This window comes from Marinobacter salexigens (assembly GCF_002806945.1).
Classification (GTDB): Bacteria; Pseudomonadota; Gammaproteobacteria; order Pseudomonadales; family Oleiphilaceae; genus Marinobacter; species Marinobacter salexigens.
This window is the reverse complement of sequence record NZ_NIHC01000004.1, coordinates 432,703-445,381: the sequence shown is the minus strand read 5'-3', so window position 1 is coordinate 445,381 and position 12,679 is coordinate 432,703. Positions and strand designations below refer to the sequence as shown.

Sequence of the window (12,679 nt, the reverse complement as noted above, 5' to 3'; positions counted from 1 at the left end):
GGATTTCTTCCAGATCAGTTAACCTTGGCCCTATGCTTTCTTCCCCTGGTTCGGTTTCCCCGGCTCTGCCGCTTTTCTCGGCAGAATCGGAAAAATGGCTTCCAGATCTGCGTGTGGCCGTGGAATAACATGGACCGCTATCAGCTCACCTAGCCTTTGTGCTGCGGCGGCTCCTGCGTCAGTCGCCGCCTTGCACGCGGCCACATCACCTCGAACCAACGCAGTGACGTAGCCATGACCAATTTGCTCATAGCCCACCAGCTCTACTCTGGCAGCCTTAACCATGGCATCTGAGGCCTCTATAAGAGCCGTCAGGCCCTTGGTTTCAATAATGCCCAGTGCTTCCATCATTCTTGTACCCTCATGCCTTACGGCTTTTTCTGAAGTCTGCTTCCAGACTGCGTTCATCGGCATAAACCTTTGTCAGGGTCCCCTGACTTCCTCAGGAACCAGATGAAGACTTCGCCGCAGGATTGATCGGGAAAATAGTTTCCAGATCGCCATGCGGACGTGGGATCACATGTACAGCCACCAGCTCACCCAGTCTCTGCGCGGCAGCTGCACCGGCGTCTGTCGCAGCCTTGCAGGCCGCCACATCACCCCGGACCATGGCAGTGACAAGGCCGCTGCCAATCTGCTTGTAACCAACAAGTTCAACCCTGGCAGCCTTGACCATCGCGTCAGAGGCTTCAATCAGAGCTGTCAGGCCTTTTGTTTCAATAATTCCAAGTGCTTCATTCATGGTTAAATCTCCTCAGGGTATTACTACTCTTTATTTACCAGGCATGACGCCACAACGGCCACATCGACGATTTCGTCGGCAGTACAGCCCCGTGATAAATCATGCATAGGTTTCGCCAAACCGACCAGCATCGGCCCCAGCGCCATGTAGTTGCACAAGCGCTGGGCAACCTTGTAAGCGATATTTCCCGCATCGAGTGACGGAAATATCAGAACATTCGAGTTACCTTTCAGTGGGCTTTCGGGTGCTTTTTTCAGCGCAACCGAAGGCACAATAGCCGTATCAAATTGCAATTCTCCATCAATGATCAGTGATGGTTCCCGTGTGCTAGCCAGCTCGAAGGCTTTCCGTATGCGCTGGGCAGCAGGGTGCTGCGAGCTGCCCTTGGTAGAAAACGACAGAAGCGCAACCCGCGCCTTCTCACCCGTAAGGGTTTCGAAACTGTGGGCCGAATCGATGGCGATGCTCGCAAGCTGCTCCACGGTAGGCTCAGGTATCACGCCGGCATCGGCGAACAATCTGAAATCAGTGCCCTCCGCCGTAGACATCAGAAAAAATGAGGACACGGTTTTATCACCGCCCTTAACTCCGATGACTTTGATGGCTGCGCGGATTACGTCGCCACTGGTGGACACATTTCCCGCGATGCAGATATCCGCTTGTTTGCACTTAACCATCATGGCGCCGAAATACAGTGGATCGCTCAGGAGCGTATAAGCCTCTTCCCTGCCGACTCCCTCGTTTTCATCCAGGTAGGCACTGATAAAAGAATCCATCCAGGATGAGCGCAGCGGGTCTACGATTGAAAATGACGACATCGCCAAACCTGCGCTGTGAGCGTAATCACGAAATTCAAACGGATTACACAGGAAAACCGGTTCCGCCAACCCTTGCTTTTTCAGTTCATTTGCCGCCTGCAAAACCCGCACATCAAGCGCATCAGGAAAAACAATGCGCTTGGGGGCTTTGCGACAGGCGCTCCGGCACTGCTCCATCATCCGGATCATGAAATTCCTCCAAGGTCCGGCAGAGACCCGGTTGTTTCAACCACCAGGGTCATAATCATAAGAACGTATAAAGCACTGCTCAGGCGGTTCAGCCCCTGAACAATATCCGGCCGTGTGAGATCAAAACTGTCTGTTTGAAATGCATGACAGGCCACGACTTCTGCTTCCCGGGCCATAGCCCTGAGAACATTCAGTAGCGACACGTTCACACCATGTTTCAGCTCGGGAACTATGTGATCGTGACCAAGATACTTCAGGGGGTTATGGGAGATGCGGTGAATGGTTTCGTCATTCAGGTCGCCCATGCTGATCTGGGTCTGCTCTTCACCGGTGACTTCACTGCGCAGCAGGTTACCCATGAAGGACCTCAGGTCTGCTAGTGCATGGCGTAATGCCGGATGCTTCTCAAAGCTCTCCGAAAATTGGCCCTGCACCCACACTGTTTGGGAAATAAGCGTATCAAGCTTGCCACGCAGTGCGATCACGGGGTGGGTTTTGGGGACCAGCTTTTCGCCATCCAGCAGGGTCAATAACTGGGTTTTCTTCTGGACCTGGCTGTTGCAAACCGCGCAAATGTTCCCTGGGCGTTTGTTCGCGCTGGTAAGAGGATGAACGGGCGTTTTCTGATTGGCACCTGTCTCGGCTTCATCGGGTAGAAACAGCCGACCGTCATCACCGATATACTTGATGCGTATCTTGCGCTCAGCGAGCAGCTGACTTGCAGACGGGGTAAGCTTGGCTCCTTCAGGCAGGTGCACTTCACTGCCATGGGCCAGACCATGCTCGGCTCGCAAACTGGTTTCTGTAATCCAGGATGGCATAGCTACAACCCCTTTTATTGCGCTGACCAATCCGCAGGATAAGTCACATACACAAAACGTACTTTCCCGGGCGACCCAAATTCGATAGCTGCACCCTTGGGTATAAAGAACACATCCCCCGGCTTTCCGATATGCGTCTTATTGCCGCAGGTAATGTGCAGTTCGCCTTCCAGAACCACATCAATTTCGTCGTAGTTGAGGGTCCAGGGGAAGCTGCAGTTTTCCCATTGCATATACCCGGCTGCAATGGAGCTATTATCGGCAGCACCAATCACATCCGTCAGCCCTATTGGCTTACCTTTTGCGCCTTCGAATTTTCCGGGTTTAACAGAACTGCCACGTACAAGAACGACACCATTGGGTGCTTTCTCCCGCTCAAAGGAGGGACCCACCTCCTCTTGGTGCTGCAGTTCCTTAAGCGCTTTTTCGATGAGCTGGTCAAGCAAACTGGAATTCTGGTGCGCGGCGGGCAGTTTTTCCCTGACCGCCTTTTTTATCGCTTGCAGACTGCCAGAGTGTTTGTCGACCAAAGGCTCGCGATCCTTGTGGCACTTGCTGCCAACCGGAACATCAACGATGTTCATTCCGAGCTTTTTAGCCACATCCCGCGCTTCTGGCGTAATGATTGTTTGCCGCGGAACAATCTCCACCGACGTCTGTCCTTTCTGGTGAAGCTCCTTGATTGTCTCAGCCGTTAACAGAGATTTCATAATCCGGCCCCTATCAGATTCGTATCAAAACTCGTTTTCGCCAGCACTAGCGCACTCAGCACACTCTTCGCCGGCACCAATACTGGCATTCGGTGTTTGCAAACTGATCAGAAAAGATCGCAAGGCAGAAATCCCCTCGCCCGTTGCGGTTGAAGTAAGAAAGTACGGCGGGGAAATATTATGGTCCGCCAGCACCCGGCAGGCCGCTTCGGTGTCGGCATCTGGCAAATCAATTTTGCTGACGACGCCAATAACACGCTTGTCGGGATACACATGCAGAAGCCCCGGTGGCAATGAGAAGGCCCTGCTATCAGCCGGCTGCAAATACACAACCGTGCTGATGTCGACAATGGTAGAAAGCAAGGCGCCGTAGTATGCGGGGCGGCTGGTGAACTCGCCTGGCGTGTCGACCACCTGGCTGGGGTGAAACACGGCAGCCTGGGTTTTCATTACCGGCTCACTGGATTCGAGCAGCGCAAGCGTCAGTGCCGTTTTGCCGCTGCCCACGTCGCCCACCACCACGAAATCAGCCAGGTTTGGCGTCAGCCTGCTTTCACTTACGTCCGGGTTGCCTGACATACTCTGTACCCCAATGACGACTCCAGCGTAGACAAAATGGCACTTAACGCTTCCTCTACCGACCCTATACTGCCAGTGAGCACGAGCGCGCCCGAAAACCTATCCAGAAATCCAATCTTTACTGACGCATATTTGGTCGCCACATCTCCGGCGATAATCGCTGTTTCGCCGGGAGTCAGGGTAAGGATGCCAATTGCTTCCGCGTGCTCGACACCAACCTTATGACAAAGATCTTCAGTGGGATTCGCGAGCAAATGCGCCAAGGTTACCTGCTTACCCGGGACATACTCCTGAATAATGCGTTCTATACCGGATGAGGCACCAGAACCAAATGCAGATACCATGAGTGCTCCGCTTTGTTTAGCGTTTTACTGGCTGGTGGTTTAAACACGATTAAATCTGAACCCATGTTCAGACTAGACCAGTACCGGATAAAAGCCAGTCGGCACGGAAACTCATCAACAGAAAATTGATGCTGATCAATGTATAGCTGAAAACCGCAGGTTTTTTCAGATTTTGGAGAAGGTGTGTCTGATTCGGGCAGATAACACAAAAGGGAGGGGCAAATGCAAAGCAAAAAAAAGCTGCATCTCTGCAGCTTTATAAAATCTAACTTTTTGGTCTTTCTTTCAAAGCGCCAGGTTTGAACGACTCAAGCGCTGAAAAATGGTGGGTCGTGATGGATTCGAACCATCGACCAATTGGTTAAAAGCCAACTGCTCTACCAACTGAGCTAACGACCCAAAAAAAGTGATCAGTGTTGGACCCTGATCGATTCCAAAGCGGCTCAGCAACTGCCCTGGAATATCGAATATGGTGGGTCGTGATGGATTCGAACCATCGACCAATTGGTTAAAAGCCAACTGCTCTACCAACTGAGCTAACGACCCAAGCGAGGCGCATATAGTAATGATTTTTCCCCGACGTTCAACCCTTTCGCGCCATGTTTTCCAATATTTTTTTAAATCGTCGAATATCAGCCCTTATTCGCGCCCAGAAATTTCCTCGCAAGACCTGCAGCATCACTTTCCGGATAGTCATTCAAAACCTGCTCCATCTGCTGGCGAGCCTCGGATTTTTTATCGAGCCGATCCAGAGTAATCCCCAGTTTATACACAGCGTCCGATGCTTTGCGATGGTCCGCATAACGGGTTGCCACAATGGAGAATGCCTGTCGCGCCTGCTCCAGCTGCGGTTTGACAAGGTACACCTCTCCCAGCCAATAGTAGGCATTCACCGTTAAATCCCCTTCAGGGTACTTGTCTATGAATTCATAGAGCCGGCTAATGGCTTCGTCGTACTTTTTCTGGCTATGGATAAGATTCTGAATCTCGTTGTATGCCTTACGCTCTTCTGCATCAGGCTGACGATACTCACGTATTTGAGCTGAGTTTTTTTTATTTCCGGTTCCTTTGCCTGTGCTATCTGCGACTCGGGGCTGAGAAGACACCTTCTCTGAAAGGTCGAGAATTCGCTGGTCCAGATCAATGTAGCGGTCCCTGCCCTGATCCTGCAGGCGTTTTATAAGATGCCTTTGCTCTTCAGTTTCACCTTGCAGGCGCCGTACTTCGCCCTGGAGTTGCTGGATCATATAAAACAGCTCAGACGTGGCCTGGCTGGAATTAGCCTTGCGCTGAGCTTCTGAGGCATTGCTCTGGAATGCGGATGTAGATGATTGCGCCAGCGCCATTCCCGCCTGCCCTAAGGCAAGCGGGAAAAACACTGTCGCCATGAGCTGCTTTCTCATGGATTTAACCTGATGTTGTATGTGGGTTTACTCGAATACGAGTTCCACACGGCGGTTCTGTGCCCACGCGCTCTCTGTCGAGCCCATTACCGCCGGCTTCTCTTCACCATAGCTTATGGTTTCCATCTGGCCCCGTGAAGCCCCATTTACAATCAGGAAACGCTGAACGGCGTTCGCGCGGCGCTCACCCAAAGCCAGGTTGTATTCCTTGGAACCACGCTCATCACCATGCCCCTCAAGGCGAACCTTCTGGCCAGGATTACCGGACAGGTAGCGGGCGTGGGCCATGAGTACGTCACGGGCTTCAGGCTTGATCTCGGAGGTATCGAAGTCAAAATAGAAGGTTGTAATGTCGCGCAAGGCTTCCTGCTCCATCTGCTGCTGGATTTCCATGCGCTCTTCTTCCGTCATTGAAGACGAAGAGATACCACCCTGATCGCCACCACCGTAGACGGTAGAACCGCCGTCCTGGTCGATAGGCTGAACATCGGAACCGTAAGCCCCGTCTTCCATGCTTTCGCCAGTGGTGCTACAACCAGCGAAGAGGCCTGCAGAAAACAGCAGTGCAATTACTTTGGATTGAGCTGACAACTTCATGATTATTTCCTTTCCGTTGGTTGACTTGAACTTCTGCTTTTTCAGTTGGATGCCTGTATAACCACCCGCTACTGAACAAAAGGTCCCCACGCCGGGTCTCGAACATCCCCCTTCGACGCGGGAAGGCTGTAGGCGGCACCGCCATCTGCTGAAATAACAGTCAGTACGCTTTCACCACTTTGTTTAGTGGCATAAATCAACATGCGGCCATTTGGCGACACGCTGGGAGACTCATCGGATTCTGTGCGCGTAAGCACCGTTTCTTCATCGTTTTCAAGATTAGTGCGGGCAATGGTGAAGGCCCGGTCACGCTGGTGCACGTAATACACATATTTGCCGGTACTGTCCGGGCGAGGACGAGCATTGTAGCGGCTGCCGAACGTAAGGCGTCTTGGCTCAGCTCCGGGCTTAGCCATGTAATAGACCTGTGGTCCACCTGAACGATCCGAGGTAAAGAAAATACCCTTCCCTGCGCTATCCCAGGCAGCTTCGGTGTCGATGGCCCAATGATTAGTGAGTTTTGTTACCTTGCGGGATTGAAGGTTCATTTCATAAATCTCAGCATTACCGTCTTTTGACAAGGTCATCAGCAGCGATTGACCATCAACAGACCAGGCAGGCGCAGAGTTCAATCCGGGAAAGTCTGCCACTTTCGTGCGCTGGCCCGAGCTGAGATGGTGAACAAAAATAACCGGCTTGCCAGTTTCAAAAGACACGTAGGCCAGTTGTTTGCCATCTGGTGACCATGCCGGCGATAGAATCGGCTCTTTGCTCTCAAGACGGATTCTGGCGCGCTTGCCGTCTATATCACTCACCTGCAGCCGGTAAACCGATTTACCATTCAACCGCTCGAGGGTTACGTAGGCCAGTTTGGTCGAAAACGCTCCAGGAACGCCGGTGATGGCCTCATACACCTTATCGCTAACGTGATGGGCCAGAGAGCGCATGTTTGACGCTGGCGCTGCTGCGGTTTCACCAAGAATCCGCTCTTCACGGTTAACATCAAACAGCTCGTAACGAGCCTGGACTCTGTCACCGTTACGGGTAAGCTCACCCACGAGCACATAACGCTGACCAAGCAGCCGCCAGTCCCGGAAATATACTTCAGAGCGTTTCGACGGCAGGCTTAGCATTTTCTCTGGAGGCAAAGGGCGAAACTCACCACTCATTGCCAAATCCGCCTGCACAATGCTGCTCAGCTTATCGCCGGCAGGCATGGTGCCATTTTCTGCAAACGGCACCACAGATAACGGAATTGCAGAGTCTGCCCCCTCGGTAATTCGGATCAACAGTTCGGCTTGAGCACTGGTGGCTGCCACAAGCATCACGACAACCGCCGTAAAAACTGCCCCTGGTAGCTTGATTGACGTCTTGTGTTTCATGGTATTGCCCGCATCCTTATCTCAATCTTCGAGGATTGAACTCGATCGTAAACTGGCGGAAATAGGTTTCAAACGTGTCCCGCTCAGATGGCACCGGGTACCGATTCAAAGATCTTACTGCACCCAAGGCAGAATTATCGAACGCTGTGTTCCCGCTACTGGCCACCAGTTTTACACTGGCCAGCTCACCGGTGGGCAGTAAAGTAATCTGCAAACGCGCCGTCATTTCTTCAGTGGCTGATGAAGGCGGATACCATGCCTGGCTGAGCCTTTCACGTATCAATGCTTGATACTTTTGACTCTCAGACAGCATCTGGGCTTCACGGGCCCTGGCAGCTGCGGCCTGCTCCTGGCGGCGAGCCTCATCCGCTCGGGCTTTTCTGGCCTGTTCTGCCTGAGCCTCCAGTTGCTGCTCCTGTAGCCTACGCTCTGCTTCCATCCGCTTGCGCTCCGCTTCTTTACGAGCCAGCTCTTCCTGCCTTTTACGCTCGGCTTCTTCGCGCTTTCGCTGTTCTTCCTTGCGCTGTTTTTCTTCTTCTGCCTTACGCTTGGCTTCTTGCTGTCGTTTCTTTTCAGCTTCCGCTTCTGCCGCACGGCGCTCGCGCTCTTTTGCTTCGGCTTCTGCTTTTTGGCGCGCGGCTTCCCGGGCTTCTTTAACCTTCAACTCTTCAGCTTTGGCTTGCTCGCGCTTGCGCTTGCGCTCCTGCTCTTCAGCTTTCCGCTTGGCTTCTTCGCGCTTTTTCTGCTCCGCAGCCTTGCGCGCTTCTTCCTCTTTCTGGCGTTTTTGCAGTTCTGCCTGCTTCTGTTTTTCCAGCTCCTTACGCTTCTGCTCTTTGTCTGGCTGGTCTATCGGCTCAACAACCGGGCTCGGTTCCGGCTTCTGCTGGGTAATCAAGCGCGCCGAGATACTACTGGGCGGCGGCTCCTTGATGGGAGAAGACCAAGACCACCCCGCCAGTGCAACGCCAGCAATAAGCAGATGCAAAGCCACAGAAAGTGCAACTGGTGACTTCCAGGGCGGCACTCCGGTGCTGGTGTATTCCCTTTCCTGACCTGTCACAACAACTCCGCCTGCGCTGATCTCACGTTTCGTCCGGGGCTGCATCGGTTATCAGCCCTATACTGGTCGCCCCTGCCCCCTGAAGAGCTGCCATCAAACGAACCACGGTGCCGTAATCGACGTTCTCATCACCACGCACGAGAATGTCGCGAGACGCTCTTTCAGAAAGAATTTTTGCTACCTGCGCCCGAACTTCAGCCAGGGCCATGGGATCACTACCTTTATCACCAATTTCTACGTAATAGGCTCCGTTTGAGTCGACCGATACAATGATCGATTCAACATTCTTGTCAGCGTGAATCGGCTGTGAAGACGTCTCCGGAAGATCAACCTTCACGCCTTGCGTAAGCATAGGTGCCGTGACCATGAATATAATCAGTAGCACCAGCATTACGTCGATGTACGGAACAACGTTGATTTCCGACATCGGCTTTTTCCGATTCTCGGGCATCATTCCCATGCCTTTCATAGCGGTGCGCTCCATCTGCTAACCAAAAACGTCATCAGGATGCGCCTTTCTCGGCGCTGTGAACACGGCGATGCAGGATGCTGGAAAACTCTTCTGCGAAGGTTTCATAATTCTTCAGCAAGGCATCTGAGGTTGCAGAGAAGCGGTTGTATGCAATAACCGCCGGTATTGCCGCGAACAAACCCATGGCTGTAGCAATCAATGCTTCAGAGATACCAGGTGCGACCGTTGCCAGCGTTGCCTGCTGAACCTGAGCCAGGCCACGAAATGAGTTCATAATGCCCCACACGGTACCGAACAGGCCTACATAGGGGCTTGTTGAGCCCACAGTCGCCAGAAACGGCAAGTGGGTTTCAAGTCGCTCCTGTTCACGGGAGAAGGCCACTCGCATAGCTCGCTGAGTGCCCTCCATAACTGCATCGGCATCACGGCTTTGCTGGCGCAGCCTTGAGAATTCTTTAAACCCGGCACGGAATAGCGCTTCCATACCAGAGTAAGGTGTAGGGTCCGCATTGACTTCACGGTAGAGCTGCCCCAGATCCATTCCAGACCAGAAGCGTTCTTCAAACGCCAACTGCGCCTGCCGGGCTTTTCGAAACACCTGCAAACGCTGAAAAATAAGCGCCCAGGAAATCACCGATGCGGCAACGAGTAACAACATAACCAGCTGAACCAACACACCGGCATTTGCAATCAGACTCCAGACTGATAGTTCCGAATCCACCACTTACTCCTGGGTTATCTCGTGTTTTGATTAATTTTCTTCAGTCGAGCTTCGAACGATTTTGTTCCAGCAGCTCAAGCATGTTCTCCGGCAAGCGCCTTGGCCGCCCGCTATCAAGAGCAATACAAGCCACTCGTACACTCGCTTCACACAGCAATTTGTTATCACTCTTGCGCAATACTCTCTGCCTGAATTCCATCCAGACACGACCAAAGGCCACTGGCTCAGCACTAACCATTAACTCATCGTCGAGCATTGCAGGTACTGCGTAGTGAATAGACAGCCTTTGAACAACATAGCTTATATTGTCTGCCAACCCGGCTCGAAGCCCGACTCCACAGCTGCGCACCCATTCTGTGCGGGCACGCTCCATGTAATGAAGATACTTGGCGTGAAACACAATACCGCCAGCATCGGTATCCTCAATGTAAACCCGGACAGGCCATAGAAAGCCAGCTGGGGCGCCAGTATCGCTCAAAGGGAACCTCCTTCTGGTTCCGCGGGTTCCCTCACTATGCCGAAATGTTGATAGGCATGAGATGTCACCATACGACCACGGGGCGTGCGAACCATAAAGCCCTGCTGAATCAGGAAGGGCTCAAGAACATCTTCGATGGTTCCGCGTTCTTCGCTGATCGCAGCAGCAAGACTTTCGACCCCCACTGGCCCGCCGTCAAATTTTTCGATCATTGCTAACAGCAGGCGTCTGTCCATATGATCAAAGCCCTGGCTGTCTACCTTCAGCATATTCAGCGCCTGGTCGGCAATGTCTGCGCTGATATGTCCGTCCGCGCGCACTTCTGCATAGTCTCTTACCCGTCGCAAAAGGCGATTGGCTATGCGGGGGGTGCCTCTGGAACGGTGCGCTATTTCGTAGGCACCTTCTTCATCAATATCCACACCTGAAAGCCGAGCGGACCGACCGACAATGTGGGTAAGATCTGCCGTGTTATAAAATTCGAGGCGTTGAACTATTCCAAACCTGTCCCTCAAGGGTGAGGTTAGCAGGCCTGCGCGGGTGGTTGCGCCCACCAGCGTAAACGGTGGCAGGTCGAGCTTGATCGAACGGGCTGCCGGCCCTTCACCAATCATGATGTCCAGCTGGTAGTCTTCCATGGCCGGGTACAGTATTTCTTCTACCACTGCACTCAAGCGATGAATCTCGTCAATGAAGAGGACATCGCCCTCTTCCAGATTGGTGAGCATGGCGGCGAGATCCCCAGCCTTCTCAAGCACCGGCCCGGACGTGGTTTTGATCGACACGCCCATTTCGTTGGCAATAATATTGGCCAGTGTGGTTTTGCCCAGCCCCGGCGGTCCGAAAATAAGTACATGGTCCAACGCCTCCCCACGGCCCCGCGCTGCCGAGATGAAGATATCCATCTGCTCCCGTACCGCGGGCTGCCCCACATACTCTGCCAGCAACGTTGGCCGGATCGCGCGATCCTGAATCTCCTCGTTGTCTCCTGCCCGGGCTGAGATCAGCCGATCGGATTCAATCATTTACATATCCGCTCAAGGGAAATCAATAGGCTGCCACTTCAAACCAAAAGTGACTCAATTGTACAAACAGCCAACTGGGTGTCACGTTACGCTCTCTACAGGTTTGGCGCTATACAGGCGACACATTAAAGTCAGGTCATCATGCTGGAATCATGTTACGCAGAGCCAGACGAATCAAGGCCTCACTGCTCATGCCCTCTTCAGCCACCTTGCTGATTGCCCGTGCGGCCTCTTGAGGTTTATATCCAAGCGCAATCAGCGCCGCCTCTGCTTCGTCGGCGGGATTATGCGTGGTAACTGCCAACTGGAGAGCCTCATCGCTACCCACATCTGCTCCCGCGGAAGCAGGTATAAACTGCCCCTCAAGCTGCTTGATCCGATCTGTCATCTCGATCAAAAGGCGCTCTGCGGTTTTTTTGCCAACCCCGGGGAGCTTCACCAGTGACTTGATATCACGCCCTTCCACGCAGCGGATAAACTGCTGCGCATCCAGACCAGAAAGAATCCCGGTAGCCACCTTGGGGCCTACACCGTTCACTTTAATCAGCAACCGGAACAAATCACGATCAAGCCGTGAGGCAAATCCGTACAGGCTTTGAGCGTCTTCGCGAACCACAAAATGTGTATGAAGGGTAACCTCCTGCCCGGGTTCTGGCAGGTGGTAAAAGGCTGTGAAAGGAATATCAACTTCGTAACCCAGGCCACCGCATTCGATGAGTGCCTGCCCGGGTGTTTTTTCGACCAGAATACCTCGGATACGACCTATCAAGGATTACCTCCTGCCGCTCCGCAGAGCTGTTATTGTTGTCGCACGCGACCGCTGCGCGACTTGCCGCCACTCCCTGCCACTCTCAGTATGCTTTGATTCATGTGCGCATGGCACAAGGCGATGGCCAGAGCATCGGCGGCGTCAGCTTGGGGTTTTCGGGAGAGTGACAGCAACACCTGAACCATGTGCTGTACCTGGGATTTTTCGGCACCGCCCTTGCCCACCACCGCTTGTTTTACTTGCCGGGCTGAGTATTCATGCACCACCAACCCGCTGGTGGCCGCACTGACTATAGCAGCACCACGGGCTTGCCCTAGCTTGAGTGCGGAGTCTGGATTGCGGGCCATAAACACCTGCTCAATGGCAAACTCCTCAGGCCGGAACTCGCCAATCAAGCTCGCCAGGCTTTGGAAGATGATCTTGAGGCGCTCCGGCATGGGCTTCTCACCCATGCGGATACAGCCACTGTCGATGTATTCTATGTGCCGGCCTTCAGCCCGGATAATACCGTAACCGGTGATCCTTGAGCCGGGGTCGACACCCAGAATAATCGCCACATCAATGCCCTG

Annotated in this window: 17 protein-coding genes and 2 tRNA genes; all 19 read right to left on the bottom strand. The window is 53.2% G+C overall.

Annotated elements, in window-relative coordinates; translation table 11 throughout:
• Positions 1 to 30 precede the first annotated feature (30 nt).
• Positions 31 to 351, bottom strand: coding sequence for an ethanolamine utilization microcompartment protein EutM (eutM, locus tag CDH47_RS09990; protein ID WP_153045476.1), 321 nt, complete (start codon positions 349 to 351; stop codon positions 31 to 33).
• Positions 352 to 442: 91 nt separating this feature from the next.
• Positions 443 to 742 (bottom strand): ethanolamine utilization microcompartment protein EutM, encoded by a 300-nt coding sequence (gene eutM, locus CDH47_RS09985; RefSeq protein WP_100639716.1) that lies wholly within the window; start codon positions 740 to 742, stop codon positions 443 to 445.
• A gap of 23 nt (positions 743 to 765) precedes the next feature.
• Positions 766 to 1,749 carry a phosphate acetyltransferase gene (pta, locus tag CDH47_RS09980; RefSeq protein WP_193601635.1) on the bottom strand — a complete coding sequence of 328 codons (984 nt, stop codon included), beginning with the start codon at positions 1,747 to 1,749 and terminating at the stop codon, positions 766 to 768.
• Entirely contained in the window at positions 1,746 to 2,570 is an 825-nt protein-coding gene (gene eutT / locus CDH47_RS09975) for an ethanolamine utilization cob(I)yrinic acid a,c-diamide adenosyltransferase EutT (RefSeq protein WP_100639715.1), read from the bottom strand. The genes pta and eutT overlap by 4 nt, the downstream gene beginning before the upstream one ends.
• A 14-nt stretch (positions 2,571 to 2,584) precedes the next feature.
• Positions 2,585 to 3,280, bottom strand: a complete 696-nt coding sequence (eutQ, locus tag CDH47_RS09970) for an ethanolamine utilization acetate kinase EutQ (RefSeq protein ID WP_100639714.1) — start codon at positions 3,278 to 3,280, stop codon at positions 2,585 to 2,587.
• Positions 3,281 to 3,304: 24 nt separating this feature from the next.
• The gene (locus CDH47_RS09965; protein WP_100639713.1) at positions 3,305 to 3,859 is read right to left on the bottom strand and encodes a EutP/PduV family microcompartment system protein; all 555 of its coding nucleotides are present in this window, start codon (positions 3,857 to 3,859) and stop codon (positions 3,305 to 3,307) included.
• A complete protein-coding gene (gene eutS / locus CDH47_RS09960) occupies positions 3,838 to 4,203 on the bottom strand; it encodes an ethanolamine utilization microcompartment protein EutS (protein ID WP_100639712.1) in 366 nt (121 codons plus the stop codon). The genes CDH47_RS09965 and eutS overlap by 22 nt, the downstream gene beginning before the upstream one ends.
• Before the next feature lie 323 nt (positions 4,204 to 4,526).
• A tRNA-Lys gene (locus tag CDH47_RS09955) sits at positions 4,527 to 4,602 on the bottom strand.
• 71 nt (positions 4,603 to 4,673) lie between these two features.
• A tRNA-Lys gene (locus tag CDH47_RS09950) sits at positions 4,674 to 4,749 on the bottom strand.
• 86 nt (positions 4,750 to 4,835) lie between these two features.
• Positions 4,836 to 5,606 carry a tol-pal system protein YbgF gene (gene ybgF, locus CDH47_RS09945; protein WP_100639711.1) on the bottom strand — a complete coding sequence of 257 codons (771 nt, stop codon included), beginning with the start codon at positions 5,604 to 5,606 and terminating at the stop codon, positions 4,836 to 4,838.
• Positions 5,607 to 5,633: 27 nt separating this feature from the next.
• Complete coding sequence (pal, locus tag CDH47_RS09940; protein ID WP_100639710.1) at positions 5,634 to 6,203, bottom strand: peptidoglycan-associated lipoprotein Pal; 570 nt, start codon at positions 6,201 to 6,203, stop codon at positions 5,634 to 5,636.
• Between the two features lie 68 nt (positions 6,204 to 6,271).
• Entirely contained in the window at positions 6,272 to 7,528 is a 1,257-nt protein-coding gene (gene tolB, locus CDH47_RS09935) for a Tol-Pal system beta propeller repeat protein TolB (protein ID WP_239985712.1), read from the bottom strand.
• Positions 7,529 to 7,601: 73 nt separating this feature from the next.
• Complete coding sequence (gene tolA / locus CDH47_RS09930; protein WP_239985690.1) at positions 7,602 to 8,645, bottom strand: cell envelope integrity protein TolA; 1,044 nt, start codon at positions 8,643 to 8,645, stop codon at positions 7,602 to 7,604.
• Between the two features lie 22 nt (positions 8,646 to 8,667).
• Positions 8,668 to 9,114: a protein TolR gene (gene tolR, locus CDH47_RS09925; protein WP_100639797.1), complete on the bottom strand. Its 447-nt coding sequence runs from the start codon at positions 9,112 to 9,114 to the stop codon at positions 8,668 to 8,670.
• Between the two features lie 34 nt (positions 9,115 to 9,148).
• Positions 9,149 to 9,838 carry a protein TolQ gene (tolQ, locus tag CDH47_RS09920; RefSeq protein WP_100639707.1) on the bottom strand — a complete coding sequence of 230 codons (690 nt, stop codon included), beginning with the start codon at positions 9,836 to 9,838 and terminating at the stop codon, positions 9,149 to 9,151.
• Between the two features lie 40 nt (positions 9,839 to 9,878).
• Positions 9,879 to 10,316 carry a tol-pal system-associated acyl-CoA thioesterase gene (gene ybgC, locus CDH47_RS09915; protein WP_100639706.1) on the bottom strand — a complete coding sequence of 146 codons (438 nt, stop codon included), beginning with the start codon at positions 10,314 to 10,316 and terminating at the stop codon, positions 9,879 to 9,881.
• Positions 10,313 to 11,341: a Holliday junction branch migration DNA helicase RuvB gene (gene ruvB, locus CDH47_RS09910; protein WP_100639705.1), complete on the bottom strand. Its 1,029-nt coding sequence runs from the start codon at positions 11,339 to 11,341 to the stop codon at positions 10,313 to 10,315. The genes ybgC and ruvB overlap by 4 nt, the downstream gene beginning before the upstream one ends.
• Before the next feature lie 139 nt (positions 11,342 to 11,480).
• Positions 11,481 to 12,110 carry a Holliday junction branch migration protein RuvA gene (gene ruvA / locus CDH47_RS09905; RefSeq protein ID WP_100639704.1) on the bottom strand — a complete coding sequence of 210 codons (630 nt, stop codon included), beginning with the start codon at positions 12,108 to 12,110 and terminating at the stop codon, positions 11,481 to 11,483.
• A gap of 29 nt (positions 12,111 to 12,139) precedes the next feature.
• The gene (ruvC, locus tag CDH47_RS09900) at positions 12,140 to 12,667 is read right to left on the bottom strand and encodes a crossover junction endodeoxyribonuclease RuvC (protein ID WP_100639796.1); all 528 of its coding nucleotides are present in this window, start codon (positions 12,665 to 12,667) and stop codon (positions 12,140 to 12,142) included.
• Positions 12,668 to 12,679: the final 12 nt, after the last annotated feature.

Bases quoted from the DNA above. Each gene is read 5' to 3' on its own strand.
- eutS (WP_100639712.1), bottom strand. From the start codon at position 4,203: ATGGTATCTGCATTTGGTTCTGGTGCCTCATCCGGTATAGAACGCATT.
- CDH47_RS09965 (WP_100639713.1), bottom strand. From the start codon at position 3,859: ATGTCAGGCAACCCGGACGTAAGTGAAAGCAGGCTGACGCCAAACCTG.
- pal (WP_100639710.1), bottom strand. From the start codon at position 6,203: ATGAAGTTGTCAGCTCAATCCAAAGTAATTGCACTGCTGTTTTCTGCA.
- eutQ (WP_100639714.1), bottom strand. From the start codon at position 3,280: ATGAAATCTCTGTTAACGGCTGAGACAATCAAGGAGCTTCACCAGAAA.
- ruvB (WP_100639705.1), bottom strand. From the start codon at position 11,341: ATGATTGAATCCGATCGGCTGATCTCAGCCCGGGCAGGAGACAACGAG.
- eutM (WP_100639716.1), bottom strand. From the start codon at position 742: ATGAATGAAGCACTTGGAATTATTGAAACAAAAGGCCTGACAGCTCTG.
- ybgF (WP_100639711.1), bottom strand. From the start codon at position 5,606: ATGAGAAAGCAGCTCATGGCGACAGTGTTTTTCCCGCTTGCCTTAGGG.
- pta (WP_193601635.1), bottom strand. From the start codon at position 1,749: ATGATCCGGATGATGGAGCAGTGCCGGAGCGCCTGTCGCAAAGCCCCC.
- eutT (WP_100639715.1), bottom strand. From the start codon at position 2,570: ATGCCATCCTGGATTACAGAAACCAGTTTGCGAGCCGAGCATGGTCTG.
- tolB (WP_239985712.1), bottom strand. From the start codon at position 7,528: ATGCTTGTGGCAGCCACCAGTGCTCAAGCCGAACTGTTGATCCGAATT.
- eutM (WP_153045476.1), bottom strand. From the start codon at position 351: ATGATGGAAGCACTGGGCATTATTGAAACCAAGGGCCTGACGGCTCTT.
- tolR (WP_100639797.1), bottom strand. From the start codon at position 9,114: ATGAAAGGCATGGGAATGATGCCCGAGAATCGGAAAAAGCCGATGTCG.